Annotated in this window: 13 protein-coding genes; 6 read left to right on the forward strand and 7 right to left on the reverse strand. The window is 68.7% G+C overall.

The window, feature by feature from the left end:
* Positions 1–314 precede the first annotated feature (314 nt).
* Positions 315–2,012 carry a serine/threonine-protein kinase gene (locus D187_RS03270; RefSeq protein ID WP_002622867.1) on the forward strand — a complete coding sequence of 566 codons (1,698 nt, stop codon included), beginning with the start codon at positions 315–317 and terminating at the stop codon, positions 2,010–2,012.
* Positions 2,013–2,026: 14 nt separating this feature from the next.
* Here the strand turns inward: D187_RS03270 and D187_RS03275 are convergent, their stop codons facing one another.
* The 3 genes from D187_RS03275 to D187_RS03285 all read right to left on the reverse strand — a co-directional run bounded on the left by D187_RS03275 (position 2,027) and on the right by D187_RS03285 (position 6,166).
* The gene (locus D187_RS03275; RefSeq protein WP_020917751.1) at positions 2,027–4,474 is read right to left on the reverse strand and encodes a hypothetical protein; all 2,448 of its coding nucleotides are present in this window, start codon (positions 4,472–4,474) and stop codon (positions 2,027–2,029) included.
* Positions 4,475–4,668: 194 nt separating this feature from the next.
* Positions 4,669–5,916, reverse strand: coding sequence for a cytochrome P450 (locus D187_RS03280; protein ID WP_002628875.1), 1,248 nt, complete (start codon positions 5,914–5,916; stop codon positions 4,669–4,671).
* A gap of 55 nt (positions 5,917–5,971) precedes the next feature.
* Positions 5,972–6,166 carry a ferredoxin gene (locus D187_RS03285; RefSeq protein WP_002628874.1) on the reverse strand — a complete coding sequence of 65 codons (195 nt, stop codon included), beginning with the start codon at positions 6,164–6,166 and terminating at the stop codon, positions 5,972–5,974.
* A gap of 179 nt (positions 6,167–6,345) precedes the next feature.
* Between D187_RS03285 and D187_RS03290 the strand changes: the two genes are divergently transcribed.
* The 4 genes from D187_RS03290 (at position 6,346) to D187_RS03305 (ending at position 10,944) form a co-directional block, all read left to right on the forward strand.
* Positions 6,346–6,840 (forward strand): PilZ domain-containing protein, encoded by a 495-nt coding sequence (locus D187_RS03290; RefSeq protein WP_002628873.1) that lies wholly within the window; start codon positions 6,346–6,348, stop codon positions 6,838–6,840.
* 102 nt (positions 6,841–6,942) lie between these two features.
* Positions 6,943–8,706: a hypothetical protein gene (locus tag D187_RS03295; protein ID WP_002628872.1), complete on the forward strand. Its 1,764-nt coding sequence runs from the start codon at positions 6,943–6,945 to the stop codon at positions 8,704–8,706.
* Between the two features lie 32 nt (positions 8,707–8,738).
* Positions 8,739–10,055 carry a tetratricopeptide repeat protein gene (locus D187_RS03300; protein ID WP_002628871.1) on the forward strand — a complete coding sequence of 439 codons (1,317 nt, stop codon included), beginning with the start codon at positions 8,739–8,741 and terminating at the stop codon, positions 10,053–10,055.
* A 145-nt stretch (positions 10,056–10,200) separates the two neighbouring features.
* Positions 10,201–10,944: a fatty acid desaturase family protein gene (locus D187_RS03305; RefSeq protein ID WP_002628870.1), complete on the forward strand. Its 744-nt coding sequence runs from the start codon at positions 10,201–10,203 to the stop codon at positions 10,942–10,944.
* 94 nt (positions 10,945–11,038) lie between these two features.
* Here the strand turns inward: D187_RS03305 and D187_RS03310 are convergent, their stop codons facing one another.
* The 3 genes from D187_RS03310 to D187_RS03320 all read right to left on the reverse strand — a co-directional run bounded on the left by D187_RS03310 (position 11,039) and on the right by D187_RS03320 (position 15,290).
* The gene (locus D187_RS03310; RefSeq protein WP_002628869.1) at positions 11,039–11,701 is read right to left on the reverse strand and encodes a hypothetical protein; all 663 of its coding nucleotides are present in this window, start codon (positions 11,699–11,701) and stop codon (positions 11,039–11,041) included.
* 348 nt (positions 11,702–12,049) lie between these two features.
* A complete protein-coding gene (locus D187_RS03315; protein ID WP_002628868.1) occupies positions 12,050–13,207 on the reverse strand; it encodes an LOG family protein in 1,158 nt (385 codons plus the stop codon).
* 58 nt (positions 13,208–13,265) lie between these two features.
* Entirely contained in the window at positions 13,266–15,290 is a 2,025-nt protein-coding gene (locus tag D187_RS03320; RefSeq protein ID WP_051256180.1) for a hypothetical protein, read from the reverse strand.
* A gap of 397 nt (positions 15,291–15,687) precedes the next feature.
* Between D187_RS03320 and D187_RS03330 the strand changes: the two genes are divergently transcribed.
* Entirely contained in the window at positions 15,688–16,908 is a 1,221-nt protein-coding gene (locus D187_RS03330) for a beta/gamma crystallin family protein (protein WP_002628865.1), read from the forward strand.
* 96 nt (positions 16,909–17,004) lie between these two features.
* Here D187_RS03330 and D187_RS03335 read toward each other — a convergent pair whose 3' ends face one another.
* A complete protein-coding gene (locus D187_RS03335; protein WP_155893127.1) occupies positions 17,005–17,517 on the reverse strand; it encodes a hypothetical protein in 513 nt (170 codons plus the stop codon).
* Between the last annotated feature and the right edge of the window lie 37 nt (positions 17,518–17,554).

Genomic DNA, 17,554 nt, shown 5'->3' on the forward strand with positions numbered 1-17,554 from the left:
TTATCAAAACATGCGAAAGCCGAATGGAGTGCCGCCGCGCTGCCCATCACGTTCGACCCGCACGCCCCCCTGACGGCGTTGTCCGACACCGAGGTCCCCACCCATCCGAGTGGGCAAACCTCCTGGGACACCAGCACATGGCGGGCCCCCACTTCACTCGGAGCGTATCCCAGGGCGCACGCAAGGCCCGCTGCGTGGTGACACGCTTCATTCCGGCGCCCCGCGTCCAGGGGAAGTAGGCAGCCGCCCATGACTGGAGAAGTGGGGCCGGGGATTCGCCTTGGCGCGCGTGCTGCAAGACAATGGGGCGGTCCATGCTCTCCTCCAACCGCTCAGGACACGTCGCGCCCCTCGGCAGCAAGCTGCTCGCCGAGCACTTCCGGACGGATGCCGCCGCCCGGGAAACCTCCGTGGCGCAATTCAACAGCGTGGTGACCCTGGTCTTCCTGGTCTCGGGGCTGGGACTCGGCAATCTGCTCGGCTGGCCGCGGGCCATGTGCGTCGTGGTCATGTGCGCGAGCTACTCCGGCTACTACGCGCTGCTCTACCGGGTGCTGCGCCGAGGCTGGTTCCATCCGGCCATCTGCTGGTTCAACGTCTGCCTGGAGAACACCGCCGTCGGGGCCCTCTTCGTCTTCGACATCATCTTCGCGGACGCCGAGCAGGCCCTGTCCAACCCGTCGGCGGTGCTGTGGAGCGCCATCATCGTGCTCGCGGCGTTGCGCTCCAACCTCAAGCTGGCGCTCTTCGCGGGCGGGCTGGTGGCCGCGGAGATGCTGGCGCTCTACTTCTTCGTCGCCCTGCCCCGGCTGAGCGAGCCCATTCCGCTGATGTTCACGCCGGCGCTCATGGGGCAGCGCGCCGCCTACTACTTCATCACCGGGTGGATGGCGGCGCTCGTGGCCAGCCACCTGATGCGCAAGGCCGAGGAGGCCCTGCGCGCCATCCGCGCCAAGGATCTGCTGGGCAAGTACTTCCTGCACGAGCGCATCGGCGTGGGCGGCATGGCGGAGGTGTTCCGCGCCACCTACAGCCCGGAGGGCGGCTTCGAGAAGGTGGTGGCCATCAAGCGCATCCTCCCGGCCTATGCCGAGGACAAGGACTTCGTGACGCTGTTCCGGCGGGAGGCGGAGCTGGTGTCGCTGCTCAACCACCCCAACATCGTCCAGGTGCTCGACGTGGGCCGCTTCGAGGACACCTACTTCATGGCCATGGAGTACATCGAAGGGGTATCCCTGCGCGAGCTGCTCAAGCTGTGCGGCCCCCTGCCGCCCGCCGCGGTGGCCCTCATCGGAGCGGAGATGGGCCAGGCGCTCGACTACGTGCACCGGCGCACCGCGAGCGACGGCACCCCGCTCAACCTCGTGCACCGGGACGTGAATCCGCCCAACATCCTGCTGTCGCGCATCGGCGAGGTGAAGCTGGGGGACTTCGGCGTGGCCCGCGCGGCCATCCACGTGCGCCTCACCCGGGCGGATCGCGTCCGAGGCAAGCTGGGCTACCTGGCCCCGGAGCAGGCCCGCGGGGAGTCCTTCGATGGGCGCGCGGATCTCTTCGCGCTCGGCCTGTCGCTGCACGAGGCCCTCACGGGCCGACGCGTCTTCGCGGGGGAGGATGCCTCCGACACGATGCGCAGCGAGCCGCCCGTCTTCCTCCTGCCCCCCTCGGGCTACCGCCCGGACATCCCCCCCGCGCTGGACGCCGCCATCATGGGGCTGCTCGATTGGAAGGTGGCGCGGCGCACGCCCCGGGGGCTGAGGTTGCGCGAGCAGCTGTGTGAACTGACCGGGCCCTTCGCCCCCTATCCGCAAGGCCAGGAGGCGCTGGCCCGGCTGGTCCAGGAGGCGATGGCGCGCAAGCGCGAGCTGCTTCCGGTGGAGCCCTCGGAACGGGGCACCGAGCGGGAGGGCACCCTCTTCGCGAGGAGCGAGGAGCCCACGGCGGTGCTGTCGGGAGACCTGTCGGGAGGGGGGAGGTCGAGCCCCACCGGCAGGCGCACCGGCGAGGGCTGACGGAAGTCCGCGGGCTACGGCTTCGTCGGAGTGGCCGGAGGCGTGGTCGTGGCCGGAGCCGTGGTGGCCTCCTTCTTGTTGAAGGCCGAGGCGCCCTTGGACACGCCTCCCGCCGCCGCGCTCGCCGCCCCGAAGTAGTCCCCCTCCTGGAGGCTCTTGGCCGTGTTGGCGCCCGCCCCCATGAGGTCCGCGCCGAGCGCCACGTTGTTCCAGCGGCCGGCCGAGGCATTGGCCTGGTTCTGCGCGGTGCTGCCCTGCGGAGCCGCGTTCGCCCGGGCCGTCCGCCGCTCTCCCATGGCCGAGGCGCCCTTGGACACGCCTCCCGCCGCCGCGCCCGCCGCCCCGAAGTAGTCCCCCTCCTGGAGGCTCTTGGCCGTGTTGGCGCCCGCCCCCACGAGGTCCGCGCCGAGCGCCACGTTGTTATAGCGGCCAGCCGAGGCATTGGCCTGGGTCTGCGCGGTGCTGCCCTGCGGAGCCGCGTCCGCCCGGGCCTTGCGCCGATCCCCCATGGCCGAGGCGCCCTTGGACACGCCTCCCGCCGCCGAGCCCACGGCTCCGAAATAGTCGCCCTCCTGGATGCCCTTCGCCGTGTTGGCACCCGCCTCCACGAGCCCCGCGCCAAGCGCCACGTTCTCCCAGCGCGAGGCCGCGGCACCACCAGCCGCCGTGTTACCCGCCGCCGCCGTGCCACCCGCCGCCGGTGCGCTTCGGGCCGCCGCCGAGCCGCTCGCCGCGGCCGCACCACCCGCCGCGGGTGCGCTTCGGGCCGCCGCGCCTCCCGCCGCCGCCGCCCCACCACTCGCCGCCGGCGCGCTTCGAGCCGCCGCGCTTCCCGCCGTGGCCGCGCCCGAGGCGCCTCGGGCCGCCATGGCGCCCGCGCCACCCGCCACACCGCCCGCCAGCGAGGCCACGACGCCCAAGGTATCCCCGCGCTGACCCGCTTCCACCGCGCCCTTCACCGAGGAGGCGACGGCGAGGGGGATGGCGATGGGCTGGAGGCCCGGCACGAAGGCCGCCGCGGTGGCGATGAGGGGCAGACCGTCATTGACCGTCTTGAAGCCCGTCTCCGCGGCGTTCTTCACGCCCTTGCCCACCTCGCCGAAGGCCCCGGCCACGTCGCCCTTGAGCAGCTTCCCGGCGCCGTTGGCGAGCCCCTGGGGAATGGACGTCACGGTGTCGAAGGCTCCCTTGGCCAGGTTGCCCACGCCATCGACCAGACCGGTGGTGAACCCGTTGATCTTCTCCCCCAGCTTGGGGCTCACGAAGGAGACCAGGTTGCCGAGGTTGGACACGGTCGCCTTGGCCCCATCCACCAGGTTGCCGATGCCCTTCTTGACGCCCCCGAACGCGGAACTGAAGGCCCCGCCGATGTCGCCCTTGAACAGCTTGCCGACGCCCTCGGCGACGCCCTTGACCACGTTGCCGATGGCCTTGAAGGGCGCCGCGATCGCCTTGCCGATGCCCTTGAAGAAGTTGCCGACCTTCTCGAAGAAGCCGACCTTGCGGAAGGAGTTCCAGAGGGTGTCGCTCTGGGACTTCAACATGTCCTTCTGCTGGTCGTAGAGGCCATCGGCGCCCTTCTTCTGCGCCTCCAGCGCCTTGACCTGGGGACTGTCCTTTCCGTAGACCTCCTTGGCCTGCTTGATCTGCCCATCGAGCTGCTTCATGTGGGACTTCTGGAGGTCCCCCACACGGTCCTTGCTCTCGCTGGTCTTCGTGGACAGATGGCGGGTCATCGTGTCCATGGACATCGAGCCGCCGTGCTCCGGCAGGTCGTACTTCTTGCGGATGTCGTCCAGCTTTCCCTTGCGATCCTTTTCGGGAATCTGGGGATCGTTCATCACCGCGTCGATCTCGGAGGTGATCTTCGCCGGGTCGAACGGGGGCTTGAGCTCGCCCGCGACCTTCGTGCGCTCCTCCTCCATCTTCTTGAGCTTCTTGCTGTCCCCTCCGCCCGCGCGCTCCGCGGCGATGTCCGCGTCCAGCTTCGTCAGCTTCTCCTGGACCTTGGCGTTCTTCTCGCCCAGCTTCTGGTTGTGTTCAACGGCCCCCTCCTTGATATGGGGAGGGAAGTCGTACTTCTCGCGCTGCAGACGCTGCTGCTCCTGGGCGAGCGCCCCCTGGGCCTGGCCCATGGGAGTCGCCGCGAGCCCGGCATCCGCTCCACCCGGAGCCGAAGCACCCCGCACACCCGAGGCGGCCGACACGGTGCCTGGAGCGGACGTGGGCGCGAAGCTCGACACGCCGGCCTGGGCCTCTCCCGCCGGCCCCTGCGGCACCGCCGGGCCTTGTCCCCCAGCCGGAGGCAGGGCCCCCAGCGCCGTCTTGAGCGTCTCCATCGCCACCGCCAGCGCGGTCAGCTGGGCACTGGCCGAGGACGGGGGGGCCGTTGTCGAGGACGACGAGGCGGTGGGCGTCGTGGGGTAGTTGGGCGAGGGAGGCGTTCGGACGTTCACGGACATGGGGCAGGCCTCTTCAACCGGGAGACGGAGACTTCCAGAATATCCCCTGTTGCGTCTGGCGTGCCAAACACCCCCGCCCCCACCTCGCGCGCTCACCCCAACGCGCGAACCCCATGCACACATGCCCCCTGGTGACAACAGTCACCGCCTCCTGGTGACAACAGTCACCAGGGGGCGAGGGCGGGACGTCCCCGTTACTGCGCGCGCAGCGCGACCTCGAGCGTCTCCATCCTGCGGATGACCGGATGGGGAGCGAACGTGGGCGGGCTCACCAGCTGCATGTCCGGGTAGCGCCGCAGGAGCGTGTCCACGGCGAGCTGCACTTCCAGCCGCGCCAGGTTCGCGCCGAGGCAGTAGTGCACGCCGTGGCCGAAGGCGATGCTCGCGTTCGTGTTGCGGCGCACGTCGAAGGTATCGGCCTTGGGGAAGACGGCCTCGTCGCGCAGCGCGCTGTTGAGCAGGATGAGCACCATCTGCCCCTTCTTGATGGTCTGCCCGCTCAGCTCCACGTCCTCGAGTGCGTAGCGCGCGACGCCGACCTTCCCGAAGTTGTCGAAGCGCAGCACCTCCTCGATGACGTTCTTGAGCAGCTCCGGCTCGGTCTTGAGCTGGGCGCGCAGCTCGGGCCGCTGCAGCACGTTGTACGTCGTGAAGCCGATGAGGTGCACCGTCGTCTCGAAGCCGCCCACGATGAGCGCGGCCACCAGCGACAGCAGCTCGTTGGTGCTCAGCCGGTCCCCCTGCTCCTCCGTCTGGATGAGCGTGGTGAGGATGTCGTCCGGCAGGGGATTCTTGCGCCGGTCCTCGATCGTCTCTCGCACCAGGTCGATGCCCTCGCGGATGTCGGCGCGCAATCCCTCGACCTCCTCCGGGCGCAGCAGGCCGGGCAGGAAGTTCTTGATCGACGCCTCCGTGAAGCGCTGGAACAGCGTCTCGCGCCCCTTGGGAATCTTCAGCATGGAGCCAATCACCCGGGCGGGGATGCGGTCCGAGATGTCGCTGACCACGTTGATGGTGCCCTTGACCGCCGCCTCGTCGATCACCTCGTCGATGAGCGCCTGGACCTCCGGCTTCAGCCGCTCGATGGCGCGCGGGGTGAGCGCCGGGCTGACGAGCTTGCGCACCCGGGCATGGTCCGAGCCGGAGAGCGCGAACAGCCCCGTCCTGCTCAGCTCCACCAGCTCGGGGATCATCGCCGCGTTGCCCAGCACCGAGGCGAACTCCCACATGTCCCTGTTGGGGGTGAAGCGCTTGGCGTCGCGCAGCACGGCGATGGCGTCCTCGTACCGGGACAGCAGCCAGCCACGGCCCTGCTCCCAATAGACGAGCGGCGTCTTCGTGCGCAGCTCGTCGAGCATGGGGTAGGGATTGGCGTCGTAGCCGGGGGCCTGGGGGTTGAACGGCACGGCGGGAGAATTCTGCTTCGTTGTCTCGAGCGACATGGACTGCCTCCTGAAACACGGGGGTACGGATGGGGTTGCGGACGGAACTCCGGGCTCAGTCCTCGCTCAGCGACAGCGCCTGCTTCGGGCACTCGCGCACGGCCTGCTCCACCTGGGCGCGCCGCTCGGGGGTCACCGTCTCCGCGAGCACGTGCAGCTGATCCTTCTCATCCAATGAGAAAGACGTCGGCGCCGCGCGCACGCACACCCCGTTGGCCTCACAGCGATCCCAATCCACCACGATCTTCATGCGCTTCTCCTCGTGCTCCCCGGGACGAGAACAGGGGAGCCCGGAACTTTGATTGATTATCCTATCAACCCATAAATCCCTGGAAAACGCTACTTGTTCCGCCCCCCGGGTGACGGGCGTTTCACGGGAAAACCGGGACCTGGAGAGGCGCGACGTGAAGACCCGGGTACAATGGGTTCATGGACTTTTCCGCCTGGCTGGCGAACTTCCGCGACCTGCATGAGCGCGCGCGCCGCAAGCTCCTCACGAGCGAGGAGTACACGCGTTACCTGGAAGACCGGGAGCAACTGGCGCGCACGCTCCTCAAGGCGCAGGGACAGACGGCCGTGAAGGGCATCAGCGCCCGGCGCACCTTCCGGGTCCCCAAGGGCCTGCCCGTGGACGTGTGCTTCCGCGAGGCGGCCCTGCGCAGCCGCACCCTGGATCTCTCCTCGGGGGGCTTCTCCTGCACGCTCAACCAGCCGCCGGACGCGGGAGGCCAGGGGGGATTCGTGCTGTGGCTGCCAGGCGAGAACGAGGCGCCCGTGGTGGGGCGCGCGCGCATCGTCGCCCGGGCGCCCGGCGAGAAGGATCCCCGGCGCGTCTCCTTCTCCTTCGAGGACGTGAGCGAGGAGGATCGCGAGCGGCTGGAGATGATGATCTTCGATCTGGCGCTCGGCTACATCCGCGCCTGAGCGGCTCGCTCCTCCCAGGTTTCGGGAAAAAGCGCACCCCTCACGCAACAGCGCGTGAGAGTTCCCGATAACTTAGAAAACGCTTCTCAAAGGAGTACCTCGGTGCGCATCGACAACGGAAATACCCGGGCCACCCGGTCCTCCCGCTCCCCGTCGACGACCCACTCCACGCCCCCCGTGCCCACGCCCCGGCCCGAGCCGCGGCCGACCCAGGCCACCGCGCAGCGCCGGGACAGCTTCGAGTCGCAGGCGCGGAACACCTCCCGCTTCAGCTCGGGCGCGGGCAACGACATGCGGCGCCTGGCCCGCTCGCCCAGGGCGACGATCGCCACCAACCGGGACGGCTCGGTGACGCGCTCGCAGTCGAACACGCGCGGGCAGACCACGCGGACCCAGGAGCTCACCACCGCCCAGGGCCGGTTCAGCGGCACGCAGCTCAAGTTCACCACGAACTCGAAGACGGGCGGCCGGGAGACGACGAACACGTACTCGGCGCGCACCGACGTGTTCGGCCGCACGCAGTCCTCCCACCAGCGCGAGTCGTCCTTCGAGCGCGGCGACGTGAAGCAGACCCGGTCGCGCACGACGACCGTCGACTCCCGCGGCAACCAGAAGGACACGCGCGCCGAGAGCCGCCAGGTGACCCAGGGCGAGCGCTCCGAGACGACGTCCCACTCGACCACCACCGACTCGCGCGGCAACCGCGCCTGGACCCAGGGGAGCTCGACGGCCACCACGTCCGGCAACACGACCACCACCCGGTCCACCACGCGCTCCGGTGGCACCGAGCGCACGACGCGGGACAACCAGTCGTTCACGGCCGATGCGTTCTCCCTGGGCCGGACGACGGAGCGCAAGAACACCCCCTTCAACACCCAGCACAACGTCACCCGTGAGCGGCAGATCCGGCCGGGCACCGCGGACGACGGCTTCACCCAGGCCAACAAGAAGGACCGGCTGGGCACGGCGCAGAAGGGGGGAGATCTGCTGGCCCAGGCGGGCGCCAAGAAGGAGTGGAAGAACGAGTTCAACCACGTCACCGAGCACAACACCTCGACGGATCCCAACTCCTTCGTGGGCTCGCGCGTGGGCACCTCGGGCTCCGAGAGCTTCAGCGTCGGCACCGATGGCCTGAACGCCTCCTACAAGCGCGAGGCCAAGGCGGGCGTCTACGCCGAGACGAAGGGCGAGACGAAGGGCAAGTACGGCGAGGCGTCCTACACCGCCGGCGCCAAGGCGGAGGCCAAGGCCGGCGTGGATGGCAGCGCCAAGCTCAACCTCAATGGCCTGGAGGCGACGGGGCGTGTCGGCGCGAGCGCCTCGGTCGAGGCGTCCGCCACCGGCAAGCTGGCGACGAAGAGCGTGAAGGTGGCGGGCGTGGACGTGAACGCCGCCGTCGAGGGCAAGGTGCGCGCCTCCGCCGAGGTCTCCGCCGAGGCCGAGGGCACGGTGAAGGTGACGCGCAACCCGCCCACGGCCATCGCCGAGGGCAGCGCGGGCGCCTCCGCCGTCGCCAAGGCCGAGGCCGAGATCAAGGCCTCCGCGGGCCCCTTCTCCGTGAAGGTGGACGCGTACGCCAGCGCGGGCGCCGAGGCCAAGGCCACCGGCGTCATCGGCTACGAGGACGGCAAGCTCAAGATTGGCGGCGGCCTGGGTGCGGCGGTGGGCCTCGGCGCGGGCGCCTCCGGTACGGTGGAGGTCGACGTCAAGCAGCTCGGCAACATGGCCAAGAACACGGCCGTCAAGGTGGCCGATGCCAACGGCGACGGCAAGCTCGGCCTGGATGACGCGAAGACCGTCGTGGACGGCGCCAAGAACGCCGTGAACGACGCGAAGGACAAGGTCGCCGACTTCTTCGGCTTCTGATTCAGCCCCATTCAGAGGGAGCATTCCGCCCCATGACCCAGAGCGATCTCCAGCAACGTGGGTATGAGCAACTGAGGGCGGGCAACTACGAGGAGGCGAAGCAGCTGTTCCGCGAGCACGAGGAGCGCGCGGGCACCGCCGCCGGGACGAGGACCCAGTTGCGGCAGGCGGAGGCGCGCCTGGCCGCGGGAGACTTGAAGGACGCGGCCGAGCGCTTCGAGCAGGTGCTCGAGCGCAATCCATGCCTCGCCGATGTCTACCTGGGCCTCGCGCGCATCAGCCTGCTCACCGGGCAGCTCGACAGCGCGCGCGTCCACGCCACCGCGGCCATGCGCCTGGGGCCGAACCTGGGCCTCGCCTGGGCCCTGCTGGGGCTGGTGCACGAGGCGCAGGGCGACGAGGAGATGGCGCTGGACCACCTGCGCGAGGCCGTGGCCCTGTCACCCTCGGTCTTCCTGTGCCAGTACAACTACGGGCGGCTGCTCGCCGTGTCGGGCCGCCCCGCCGAGGCGCTCGCGCCGCTCCTCCAGGCCACCGAGCTCGAGCCGCGCAACCCCGACGGCTTCTCCGCGCTGGGCATCGCCTACAAACAGGCGGGCCAGTACGCGAACGCGCTCCGGGCGCTCGAGCGGGCCACGTCCCTGGCCCCACGCTCGCTGGATGCCTGGGCCACGCTCGCCGACGTGCGCTTCGCGGCCGGGGAGTACAAGCCGGCGCGCGAGGTGCTCGATCAGGCACTCGCGGCCTGCGGCGACCACCCCGCGTTGCTGGAGAAGGCGCTCGCGGCGGCGATGATGCTCTCGGACACCCCGGGCGCCATCGCCTACGTGGAGCGCGAGCTGCGGCTCGTGCCGGATCACGCGCAGGGCTGGCTCAACCTGGCCCACCTGGCGCTCCAGGCGAGGGACTTCGAGAAGAGCGAGTCCGCGGCGCGCGAGCTGCTGCGGCGCGATCCGAAGAACTGGCAGGCGTGGTTCCACCTGGGCAACCTCTTCGACGCGGTGCCCCTCGAGCAGGACGCCGAGCAGGCCTATCGCGAGGCCATCGCGCTCGCCCCGACGCAATGGAAGCCCCTGGCCAACCTCGCGGGGCTGCTGCTGCAGATGAAGGCGCGGGACAAGAACGCCGAGGCCCTCCCGCTGCTGGAGAAGGCGCTCACGCTGGTGCCGCCGGGTGAGTGGCTCGTGCACTACAACCTGGCGCTCGCCCACACGAGGCTCGGCCACCCGGAGCGCGCCCTCGAGCTGGCGCGCCGCATCCAGCGCGAGGCCCCTCCGGCGGACCCCATGGTCGCGCAGGCCCGGAAGCTCGAGTCCAACCTCCAGGAAGCGGCGACACGCCGGAATTGAGCCCGACCCCCCGCCCACCAGGCGGAACGAGCCCCGCGTGTTCGTGAAGACAAGGGGCCACACTGTCCTGGGGTACAGTGGACGGACACAGCTCAGGGGGGGCTCCCCCCCAGGGGTTCCGCCTGCCTTCCAGGAACCCCGCCCCATGACAGCCCCGTCCGCATCCGCTCCCCGCCCCAGCCAGTGGCAGGAGAAACTCGGCGTCGTCCTCTTCTTCCTCCTCTGCGCGCTGCTCACGCGGCGCGTGGGGCTCGCGATGGGCGCACAGACCTTCTGGGTGCTGGGAGTGAGCGGGGTGCTGGGCTTCGTCACCTCCGATCTCGTGTCCGGACTGGTGCACTGGCTGTTCGATACGTGGTTCAGCCGGACCACGCCCGTGCTGGGCAAGACCTTCGTCACGCCCTTCCGGGTGCACCATGAGGATCCGCTCGACATCACCCGGCATGGCTTCATCGCCACCAATGGACACAACTGCCTGGTGAGCGTGCCCGTGCTGGGGCTCGCGCTCCTGCTGCCCTCGGGGCCGGAAGCGCCGCTGGCCTCGGCCGCGCTCATCTTCGTGCTCACCCTGTGCCTGGGCGTCTTCGGGACCAACCAGTTCCACAAGTGGGCCCACTCGGCGAGCACCCCCCCCGGAGTGGCCTGGCTGCAGGCCCGGGGCCTCATCCTCGGCCGGGAGCACCACGACGTGCACCACACCGAGCCCTATACCCGGCACTACTGCATCACCACCGGCTGGCTCAACCGGCCCCTGGCGGCCCTGGACTTCTTCCGCCGCCTGGAGCACCTCATCACCGCGCTCACCGGGCAGCGACCCCGCGAGGAAGCATTGCACGCCGTGAGCACGGAACAGCAGGCGCCCCCCGTGCCCACCCTCGCGACCCCGTGAGCCCGGGCCCGAGCCAGGCGCCCCCCGAACAGCCCCGCTCCTGAAGGCGCGGCGGGCGCCTCCCACGTCCCGCCTGGCTCGTCCGGTGAATGGATTACTGCAGCCGCACCAGCGTCGCGTACACCTTCACGTGGATCTCTGACTTCTCGAAGAGACCACCGTTCGCGGTCACCTGCAGGTGCACGGTGTTCTTGTTCGCCGAGAGCGCCAGGGTGCGCTCCATGTGCCGCTGGTAGTCGATCTGGAGCTTCTTCTGGACCTCGATGTCGGCGGCCTTCGCGGCCAGCTCGAGGGCGACATTCCACTTGTCGCCGATCTCCTGGACGTTGAAGTTGAACTGCCCGCCCTCCGCCAGCGTGTTGTACGTGTAGCTGCCGCGCCCGTTGCGGTTCTGGAGCACCTCCAACCGGACGCTCTCGATGCCCCAGCCGTACTCGGTCGCCTGGTAGACGCAGTCGCGCGTCACGCCGCTGTTGAAGGTCCCCGCGCCCTGCGACACGTAGGTGTCACACGCGACGATTTCCTTCGTCGTCCGCAGCTCGCTCGGGTTGGTGAAGCCCGCCTGTGACAGGTAGTTGAGGTAGCGAGCCCGCTGCTCGAGTTCCTCGGGCGTGGGGAAGGGGAAGGGCCAGGCCAGTTCCTGCTCCGCGGTGGCCGTGCTCGTGGTCACCGCCTCCGGCATTCCCTCTCCACAACCCGTGAGGGCGGCGCAGGTCAGCGACATCAGGCCAAGGGTCTTCAGGGTGAGATTGCTCATGGGTCTCTCTTTGGAAGGGATTGATGGGGAAAGTGATTGAGAGCCGCGAGGACTCGCGGAAATATGTCTACCATGCGCGGCCCCAATGTCAATCCATCCAAGGAAAACGAGCAACAGCCAACATCACGTCATTTCACTCTCAAGCCGTGAAGATTTCACCCAAAACCTGACGTCCGAATCATGACCAGAGCATGACTGGGAAATGACTGCTCATGATTGGAAGATGACTGGAGAATGACTGCATCGTGACTGGAGCGGGATCGAGGGAGGACCACATCGGCCCATCACCCGGAGCCCGCTCCGCCGCCCGGCGGGCGGGGAGCCAGACATGACTCCGCGGGCGAGGCCTCACCCCGGCGTGGAGGAGCGGGCCTCGAGCTCCCGCGCGAAGTCCATGAGCGCCCGGACGATGTCCTCCCGGGAGTCGGTGAGCAGCAGGTAGCGCGCGTATTCATGCCCCTCGGCGAGCTGCGCCAGCAGGGGGTAGACGGGCCGGGTGCGGGTCCAGAACTCGCGGCCCAGGAAGATCATCGGGCTGATGACGCCCACGGTGTTGTAGTGGTTCTGACAAGCGTCCTGGAAGATCTCCTGGACGGTGCCCGCGCTGCCGGGCGAGTAGATGACGCCTCCTCGCGCGATGGTGAGCAGCCCCTCTTCCCGCACGCTGTTGGCGAAGTACTTGGCGACGCGCGTGGCGAAGGGGTTGGGGGGCTCATGGCCATAGAGCCAGGTGGGAATGCCCAGGCTGTCGGCCCGGAGGCGATCCTCGTCCCGCAGCGGCCAGGTGGCGCGCACCTCGAAGGCCCGGGAGAGCCACTCGCGGTGGGTGTAGGACGGCGCGAGGGCGAGCACCTCGAGCGCGGCGTCCAACTCCGCGTCGCTCCGTCCGGAGAACCACGCGCCCAGGTGCGTGGCTTCCATGGCGCCCGGACCGCCGCCGCTCACCAGGAAGAAGCCCTGACGCGCCAGCTCGCGCGCCAGTTCCGCCACCGCGCGGTAGTCGGGCTGTCCCCGGAGCATGGAGTGTCCGCCCATGATGGCCACCACCCGGCGGGGATTGCCCTCGTGGACGAGCACCTCCTCCAGCGCATCGGTGATGGCCTGATCATGCAGCCGCTGCGCCAGCGCATCCAGCATCGACGTGGGGTGGGCGCCGCCCCCCGAGTGCCAGTGGGCGTAGATGCGCGCATCCGGCGTGTCCGCGTAGCTCTCCGGGCGCGACGGATCGAAGCCCGCGTACAGTTCCTCCGGGGTGTAGAGCTGTGGCCGGTAGGGGAAGTAGGGCAGACCCGAGAAGGGCGGGAAGATGATGGCACCCCGCGAGCCCACCGCCGCCAGGGTGTCCTTGTCGAGCAGACAGCCCAGGAAGACGGTGCCGGTCAGGTCCGCGCTCAACAGCGCGCGACCCTGGCCCGACAGATCCAGCCCCTGGAGGATGACGTTGGAGAGGCCCTTGCCAGCCGCCAGGTGCTGCTCGAATGCCACGATGCTCTCGATCTCGATCAACGGGACCTCCGCGGGGGACGCATGCGCCGGGGAGCATGCCGGAGCGTCCCCTCCCCCGTCACGGACCGATGGGGAGATTGCTCAGGGTGTGGCCGCCGCTCCACTCCCGGTTGAGGGTGATCCACACCCGCTTCGTGACGTCATCGTAGGACGCGAAGTAGTCCACGTCCGCCCTCAGGGCCACGCCATCCAACGTGAGGCGCGAGAGCGGCGCATACATGTCGCGGATGAGGAAGATGGGGTTGTGCAGCGCGCCGCCCGCGGCGTTCAGACCCACGGAGAAGCTGCCATCCGTATCCGCCTTGAACTCGTGGACGCCGTAGACGCCGTTGTAGCCGGGCACGGCGTACTTCTCGCTGTCGGAGCGGGCCACTCCACCCGGCCCATACGCCACCACCTGGCCACGGCTCGCGGACGGCTGCGCCTTGAGCGCGCGTTCCACTTCGGAGATCTGCGCCTGGACCGTCCCCTCGCTGGGCCGTCCGAGCACCGTGAAGACGGAGTAGCTGTGGTAGGGCAGGCTCGACCACTGCTTCTCATAGCCATAGCCCCAGTAGGTGGCGCGTCCCACGGCGCCGGACATCAATCCCCAGGCGACACGCTTGCTGGTCGTCGGCTGGTTGAGCTTCATTTCGTATTGGCAGAGCTGGTAGGGCCAATTCCAGTTGGGCGGCATCACCCACTTGTCGGCCGTATCGCCGTCGATCTGGTTCTCGGAGTCCTTGCCCCAGTTGTTGTTGAGCCAGGTCCCTCCCGTGTTGTGTTGCAGCCAGGACAGGGTTTGCACGATGCCCATCTCCGCGTCGGCGGTCCGGGAATACGTCGAGGCATAGGGCACCACGTTGGGCGTCTTGTAATCCCACCTGCTCGCGGACGTGAAGGGCTCGTCCCGGGTGTAGAACTGATACTTGTCTCCCCACTTCACGCCATCCACCGTGGCCAGGGTGCCATCCCCATCCCAGGCGATGTCCCCGTAGGGGGTACGGGAATCCGGCTGGGTGCTCAACCCCTGCGGGAGCGCCGCGCTGCTGTCGAAGGTGATGGCATAGACCGGATGGTCACGTCCCGTGGCGAAGAACCACTGCACCGTGGCCTTGATGGGAACCCATTTGGGCACCTGCGCGGTGCCGTCGTTGAAGAGCAGGTTCCAGGAGAACTCGTGGAGGGCGTGATGCCGGCCCATCAGGGCCTGACGGTACTGGCCCGTGACGTCCGCGGAACGGGCCACCAGGGAGTTGCCGCTCCCGTAGTGGCTCACCACGTAGCCCCACCCATTGTATTTCACGGCGCCGCTGCTGGCGCCCGTGCCGGTGGCGACCCGCGCCTTCGCCCCCGAGCCGTAGCGGAACTGCCGCAGCATGCCGCCGTTGGTTCCACCGGGATCCCTGGCGTCGTTGCGGGTGAGCACCGCCGTCCGCTGCTCGCCCTTGGAATCCAACCACCGGTAGACGTCCGAGTTGTACCCACCCGGCAGCTCGTTCCCCCAGCTCATGGAAGCCCAGGCCGGCTCGATCACCCCCACCGTCACCGTCGCCGTGGCGCTTCCCCCCTCGCCCAGGGCCGTCAGCCGATAGGTCGTCGTCGCGAAGGGCCGCACGGAGAGCGAGGAGCCCGTCACGACGCCGAGGTCCGGTTCAATCCGCACCTCCGTCGCGACCGCGACCTCCCACTCCAACACCGCGCTCTGCCCCCTCTCGATTTGCGACGGAGTGGCGAGAAAGCGCGTGATCACCGGCGGCGGCGGAGGCGATCCGGCGTCCACCCCGGTGCCGGCGTCCTCGATGGGCCCCGCGTCCGGGAACACCAGCTCCTCTTCGGAACCGGCATCCTCGACAACGCCCGCGTCCTCGGCGGTAACGCCCGCATCCTCGACAACGCCCGCGTCCGCGACAACGCCCGCGTCCGCGACAACGCCCGCGTCCTCGACAACGCCCGCGTCCTCGACAACCCCCGCGTCCTCGACAACGCCCGCATCCTCGGCCCCGCCCGCGGCTTGCCGCACGGGGTCATCGTTGATGCCGCAACCTGGCGAAAGCACCAGACACAACGTCAACCACGCTGCCAGCAGAGTCCAGCGCATCATTTGTCTCCAAACTTCTCGGAAGCCGGGGAAGGGAAATTGACAGGGTGTGTCATGTTTCGATGCCGAGGCCAGACAGCGGGGCCGCGAGCACGAAGACGCGCTTGTCTTCAACCATTCGAGCTGGAAACTCAAACACGAGGCGCTCGGAGCCTCTCTCGAAGAGCAAGCTGTCCAGTGGCCCCACAGGGGGTGCGCAGTCAGACTCCGTCAGGATACCGCATTCCGGGGGCTCGTGAATGCCACCCCCTCCGCCCTGGATTCAGTGACGCTGTTCCTTTGCACGTCATCTTGACCACCGCGCGGGAAACCCAGGGCCTCCCGTGATTCGCTCCTTGACAGCCATTAGATTGGCGAATATCAGGATTTTCCAGATAAACCCCAAAGCCGCGAACGACCCATGAAAACTCTCGGACCCGCCCTCGCCATCGCCCTGCCATTGCTCTCTTCCGCGCCGACGTGGGCGCAGACCGCGCCCGCCACCTGGACGGAGCACTGGTTCGAGCACAACCAGACGGTCTCGCGGGTCTATCAAGACAAGGACGTGGCCGTGTATTTCGACTCGGCCGTGAACCGGTCGATCACCTGGCCCAACGGCTTCGTCGGCGACGTGTGGAGGTACACCCGGAGGACCTACGGGCAGTTCGGCACGGACGCGCAGCTCTACGCCATCTTCCACACGGCCAAGTACAGCGGGGGCCATCCGTCCACGTACTTCGACCCCAGCCATGACAGCCGCAACGTCATCGACGTGGGCTCCTCGTCCACCACCGCCTGGACGAGCGGGACCGGCAACGACCTGGACATCGTCACCCACGAGGTCGCGCACATCGTGGAAGGAGCCTCCAAGGGCGTCCGTGAATCCCCCGCCTTCGGCCTGTGGAGGGACAGCAAGTGGGCGGAGATCTTCGTCTATGACGTCTACGTGGGGCTGGGCCGGACCAGTGATGCCAATCGCTGGTACAACCTGATGCTGAACACGACGGACGGCTTCCCCCGGAGCAACACCCACTGGTTCAGGGATTGGTTCTATCCCATCTACAAGAATCACGGCGGGGCCACGGTGCTCAACCGCTACTTCGCCCTGCTGGCGCAGTACTTCCCGAAGAACGGAAGCAGCTACGCGCGAGGCCTGAACTGGGGCGAGTTCATCCACTTCTGGAGCGGCGCGGCGGGCGTGAATCTGAAGACCCTGGCCACCTCCGCCTTTGGCTGGCCCGCCGAGTGGGAGACCCAGTTCGTCCAGGCGCAGAGCAGCTTCCCCTTCACCTACGCGTCCCCGGGGCCCAACGCCACCACCCTGTACCAGGACATCAACCATGGCGGCTACGCGGCGGCGCTGCCCGTGGGCCGCTACAACCTCGCCACCTTGAAGGCCTGGGGCGTGCGCGACAACGACATCACCTCGCTCAAGGTCGCCAGCGGCTACAAGGTCACCCTCTACGCCGATGACAACTTCACCGGCGCCAGCCTCACCAAGACGGCGGACGATGCCTCGCTCGTGGATGACAGCTGGAATGACGTGGTGACGTCCATCATCGTGCAAGCCGCGAGCGCGGCGAGCCCCCCGCCGTCCATCCAGGCGGAGCCCGACAACAGCACGCTCGATGCGGCGGACTGACTCAGGCCCCAGCCGCACGACGGGTTGCCGCCGCGGTGCGAGTCGCTATCGCACGGGCTGGACCCCGAGGGGGGAGCCCGCGCTCCCCTCCGGAGGCTAACCGAGGCGCAGCCGTACCCGCTGGGAGTGCTCGACCAGACCGTTGTTGTCCAGCCGATCCGCCGCCCACGACACCGCCGCCGGCCACGAGGCCAGGATGGAGTACGGCACGACGGAAGGCTTGATGCGGTGGACGATGACCCTCGCCATCAGCGCCAAGGTCGGAGAGTTGATGAGCGCCACGATGCCCATCGACCACTGGCGCATCGGGCCTGTCTGCTGACGCAGGAACAGCCACTGCTGCTCGCGCTGCTCGAAGGTGAAGGATTGGAGCTGGCGGATGTCCACCAGGGAGACGAACCGCTCTCCCCGCCGCAGATAGGACCGGATGCGCGCGAACAGCTCATCCTGCTGCTCGTTCGTGATCACCCGCGGGAACGTCACCCGCAGCAGGGGCCAGAGCGAGTCATCCACGAGGATGGAAGTTGGCGAGCCCATGCGCGGGAGGTGATACCCGCCAGCCATGGTCCCCGGAGGCGGCTGCTCGACGCCAGCGACGCTCCGTTCCATGGCACCAGGGGGGGGACGGTAGTGCATGACGCACCGT

Origin of the sequence: Cystobacter fuscus DSM 2262, from assembly GCF_000335475.2 — a bacterium.
Lineage (GTDB): Bacteria > Myxococcota > Myxococcia > Myxococcales > Myxococcaceae > Cystobacter > Cystobacter fuscus.